This is a genomic window from Endozoicomonas sp. ONNA2, from assembly GCF_024606365.1.
Lineage (GTDB): Bacteria > Pseudomonadota > Gammaproteobacteria > Pseudomonadales > Endozoicomonadaceae > Endozoicomonas.
Genome location: NZ_JAHHPO010000499.1, coordinates 1 through 4,876 on the forward strand (window position 1 = coordinate 1; position 4,876 = coordinate 4,876).

A 4,876-nucleotide genomic window follows, 5' to 3' on the forward strand; every position below is an offset into this window, starting at 1 on the left:
AGGGTGGCGCAAAATATTTTCACGCGCCATGGGCATTTGTGTGCTTTGTGGTTCCAATCGTAGGGAGCCTTAAAGCCTACGTATGGCAGGGCTTTCACTCTTGGCCATTGGTCTAGAAATCCGCTTTTGTTCGGCAAATAGCCCCGCTATTCGCCTCACAAAACCGAATTTTTATCCTCAATTTTCTGCCGTCCTCGCAACGGGGACGCCCAGTCGGGCACTATTCCCGGACAGCCTCCCGGAAGACGTCCATTTGGCCCCGTTGGCAATCAGGAGTTTTATGCACTCGCTGTGGTTATGGATGACAGCCAGACACAGGGCCGTCTTGCCTTCGTTATTCCGCTCATGAATCTCGATGCCCGCAGTGGCCAGCAACACCGCGATACATTCCGGGTTGTCGAACAATGCCGCTATGTGCAGAGCTGTCATGCCATCAACCTTCTCATTGACCCGGATGCCGGGAGTGGCCAGTAACACTTTGAGTGACTCTGTACTAGCGAATTTGGCAGCGACGTGGAGGGCGGTCCAGCCCAGTTCATTCTTCATATTGACCTGGATACCGGGTGTGGCCAGAAATATCTTGAGGCACTGCGCACTGTCATTACAGGCTAATAAGTGCAGGGCATCCCAGTCTAGCTGATCGGTGACAATGATATTTGCTCCTGCCTCCAGCAGACATTGCAAATGCCCGGATTCCCCCCATAATACGGCGATCATCAGGGGTGTGATGCCTTCGTCATCGATGGCATTAATATTCACTTCGCTGTTGGCAAGCAGCGCTTTCAGGCATCCGGTGTCGTTTTCTTTCTTGCAGGTAAAACGCGTGAATATACGGGCTTCATTGGAGCTTTCTTCGAAGTGCCTGTCCAGAACAAACCTTTGATAGGCCTGGATTCTGCTGATTTTGACGGTCATGTGCAGGGGCGTCTCGCCCAGGTTATTGGTGGCATTGACATTCGCCCCATGGCTAACCAGCTGATTCAGGCAATGGACGTGGCCGTTCTCAACCGCGATGTGCAGGGGCGTCTGGCCCTGTTGGTCGGCGGCATTAACATCGGCCTTGTGGTCGATCAGCACGCGGGCGCAGTCTATTTGGCCGGATTCAATGGCGATGGTTAACGGGTATACAGGCTGGCCGGTGAGTGCCGAGCGGCAAGTGCGGATTGCCAGGCTGGCATCATCGGCCAGCAGCCTGCCCAGGGTCTTCAGGTCTCCGGTGCGACAGGCTTGAAGCACCAGGGATTCACAATAGGGAGATTCGTTTTCCAGGCTTTGGTTCTCGTTCAGACTTGCCAGCGGGAGTGCCGGTTGTTTGCAGTGACCGCATTCCCGCTCATCGAGTCTTTTATTCAGTTGTTGTTCACCGTCAAACCATGTGGTAATGCATTCCAGGTGGAAAACATGGGATTTCGGTTGGCAGGCAGTCCTGACCAATGTGCGTTCGCCAAATTGCCCTGTGGTAATCCCATCAAGGCAGATAGGGCAGGTGAATGACGGAGCTATGTTGCTGACGTGATTCATGGTTTCAATATGTTTCAGTCAAGGGTGATAAACTTGACTGGAAAATCCGGGAAAAGTTCCGTAAAAAAAGATCCGTAAAACATCGTTATCCCGCTAATTCAGGTTGAGTGGCCGGTATTTCTTGACGATTTAAAGACAATGGAGGTTTATATCCTTCGCCAGGAGGCTGTCCTGAAATAACTTCTCCAATGTTGCCCGGTAAAGGGAAAACCTTGCCACGGAGAAAAGAAAAAATCTTTTCCTTTGTGCTCTTCGTGTGCTTTGTGGTTCAACGCTTATGCATCTGGAATTCTATTTAACCGGGCTCCTGAGCTTTAACCTCAGCGGGGAGTGTCTGAAACAAATCCTTGTATTGCTGGTGCAAATTCTTATGGAGTTTTGAACAATGATCCATAACCGTATTGCCTTGTTCGTCTTTGATATGCATTAGCTCAAAAAATGTTTCACGACCAAGTTCTTGAATTAACAGATCACCGATTTTTTTATTGGTCACTTTACAGGAAAAGAATTTGTGCAGAGGTGTACAGCCGTTTTTGTCTTTCAGTTTGAGTAACTCAACCAGCTGAGGTCTATCTGCATTGAATTGACCTGCCTTTTTCAGAATGTGATTTTGTAACATTGGTGAAATATAAGGTTTAGTTATTTTTGATTGTTTGGCGGTTGCCAACAGAACGTGTAAGGGAGTTGAGCCATCGTTTTCTAAACGATCTTGCAAAAACGAAGTTAACTCAGGGTTTTCAAACAACCAGTCAACTGTATTAGTGAGATCGTTGAGTTCTCTATTTTTAAAGTTATAGTCAATAAAGCGACTTGCAAACAGAATATGAAAAAAATTTCCACCAGTCGCAGGATTTATTTGTTTGAGAAAGACACTGCCCGAATCACCCAGGATATCAACGATGGTTTCAAGGATATCTTTATAACCAAGCAGGCTCAGAGTTTCATAACTCTCATCCTTTAAAGAGAAGAAGAATGCCTTTTTTTGCTCTTCACTCATCATGCTAGCCATTGCCTTGATTATCTGCATGTTGCAGCGGGCTTCCCTTTTAAGAAATTCCCAATTACGTTCGTGTTCAGGATCATTTAATTTGCGATAAGTTTTGACAGATAGACTCAAAGCTGTGGTCAGTGGGCATTGTTTGCCTTGCCGCGGGCTTGTAGCCCATTTGATAAAAGTATCTTTATGGCCTGCATTCTCCTGCAATGTAATCAACTGAAGAAAGTTTGCCATCAGGTTTTTTTTATCATAAAGACCATGTCCAAGTACATAGACAACAGATTCTGTACATTGATATGGGGTTAGTCCGTTGAAAAAGCTTTCACTGATCGTCTCTCTTTCTGTACAGACATTCAATAAATGAAGTCGGTAATTTTCGTTAGACAGATCGTACTTTAATTTTGAATCTATTTGACTGAAGTAATAGTCTGCATCGTCAAAACGTTCAGCTGCCAGGGCATGGGCATGCAGTTCAGCAGCGAATGAATTATGCAGGATCAGGTTATGGCTTTTCTTAAATTTGTTTTTGAAAAATTGCCACTGTTCCCCATCATCAAGCATATATTGCAACAGGGTGGTCTGGTGTTTGGTTTTGTAAAGCAGCAGTTTAATTTGTAATTCTGGATCCGCAATAAGATTCCAGAGCAATTGAGCCAGGGACATGTTTCCCCTGTTCATGGCATCTACAATCGGAATTTGCTCTTGCTGGAGTATATCATCGGTACAGTCGGTTGTCTGATTCCAGATATGTCGTTCACCAGCGATTAGCAGATCCCGGTGTTTTTTGTCTATATCACGCAGCATGTGATCAATATCTTTTTCACAATGGTCAAGAAGCCACTGTTGAAAGAAGGAATGGCCTGCCAATGTGCAAATCGACAGCACCTTAAACCTCAGTAATGGATTGTGCAATGTCTCGCAGAGAGTGGCAACTTTATCAACCTTCTTAAGTTCAATGCACTTTTGTACCAGTGAATTACCTGTTTTTGCTTGCGCTGTAAGAAGATCAACTTTCTGATTATCGTTAAATGTTTCAGTCAATGTGAATACCAAATCATCACTTGAGCATTTTTTACCTGCGCAAGCCCATAGCAAAGCAGACTCATTGGATTTTCCCTTAAAAAGGACAGCGTCAAGGCGGTCCTGCTTATTAAGGGCGTGTAACAGGTGTTTAATACGCTCATGGTACTCTTGATGCGTTAGCGGAATATCACTACGGTGATATCTTAGATCATTGCACATGAACTGTAGTAAGCTTTGATCAATGCCGGGTCCCCCCTTCAGGAGTTTTTCTATCAACTGCTTCTTTTCATCAATAACGGTATCAAACAGATAGGTGCTTTTGTTGTAGCGACAGGCAAATGCAAGGGGAGGAGCAAGATCACTTAAGGGTTGGGTGACCATCTCTAAAAGGGTTTGCCTGTCTAGTTTATCTTCCAGCTTCTTGAATAATGGCTCATCCATAACACAGCATACCAGGTGTAATAACTTTCCATTGTTATCGAAAGATTCTAAAAGGGCATGCCGGAGTTGTTCCGGGGATAGTCGGTCAAATAAAACCTGGAAAAAGATGCTGCCTGCCTTGTCGGAAGTGGCGGCCAATTCCAGAAGTGAATCCGTAATATGACGTTTTCTACAAAATTCAATTGGGGGGGTAACAATGAACAGGCTTTTAATCTGAACATCACAGAGGGCATTTAACTGGGCCTCAACCTCCAGGTGTTTTTGTTGATACAGGGATTGATAGATGCACTCGAAGTGAGCGCTCCATGGAATTGTTGTTTTAGGATGGGTGGTTTTTGAGTAGAAATAAGGGGTAAGACTGGAGACTGACCAGTCTTTGATTTCTTTTTTTATAGGGGGGCAGCTTACAGCAGGGTTTGATGCTTTTCGCTTGAATGGGATTGTATCCTCTTCGGCTCTTGTATTCAGTTTCCTGTTAAAGGTTTTAAATTTCTTCAAGGGGTTTTCTGGATTCGAAGTCTCTTTTGATTCAGTATTTGAATTGACTGTGCGGCTTGGATTCAAACAAGTATTCATGAAAAAATTATCCTTTAAACTGTTACACGATGATTGATAAAACCAAGACGCTTGTGAGTAAACTTCATGACTGGAGAATCACTTTGCTGGATGGGCTAACATGATGTTTTTCAAACGAGATTATTATCAATTTTTAGACTCTCGTCATCGAGAATAGTTCAATAATGCCTGCCGAAACCGCAAACTTGTCATTGATGAATGGTTTACCGAAGTGGCCGGTTCATATACCAGGGAAGCCTCTGCCAACGTCTGACTTACGATCAAGAAGCAAAAGCTTTGAACCACAAAGCACACAAAGAGCACAAAGGAAAAGAAAAG

General features: G+C 44.6%; 2 protein-coding genes. Both read right to left on the reverse strand.

The features are described from left to right. Window positions 1-177: 177 nt before the first annotated feature. Window positions 178-1,521, reverse strand: coding sequence for an ankyrin repeat domain-containing protein (locus KDK14_RS08970; protein WP_257264753.1), 1,344 nt, complete (start codon window positions 1,519-1,521; stop codon window positions 178-180). A 295-nt stretch (window positions 1,522-1,816) separates the two neighbouring features. Continuing rightward, window positions 1,817-3,817 carry a hypothetical protein gene (locus KDK14_RS08975; RefSeq protein ID WP_257264754.1) on the reverse strand — a complete coding sequence of 667 codons (2,001 nt, stop codon included), beginning with the start codon at window positions 3,815-3,817 and terminating at the stop codon, window positions 1,817-1,819. Window positions 3,818-4,876: the final 1,059 nt, after the last annotated feature.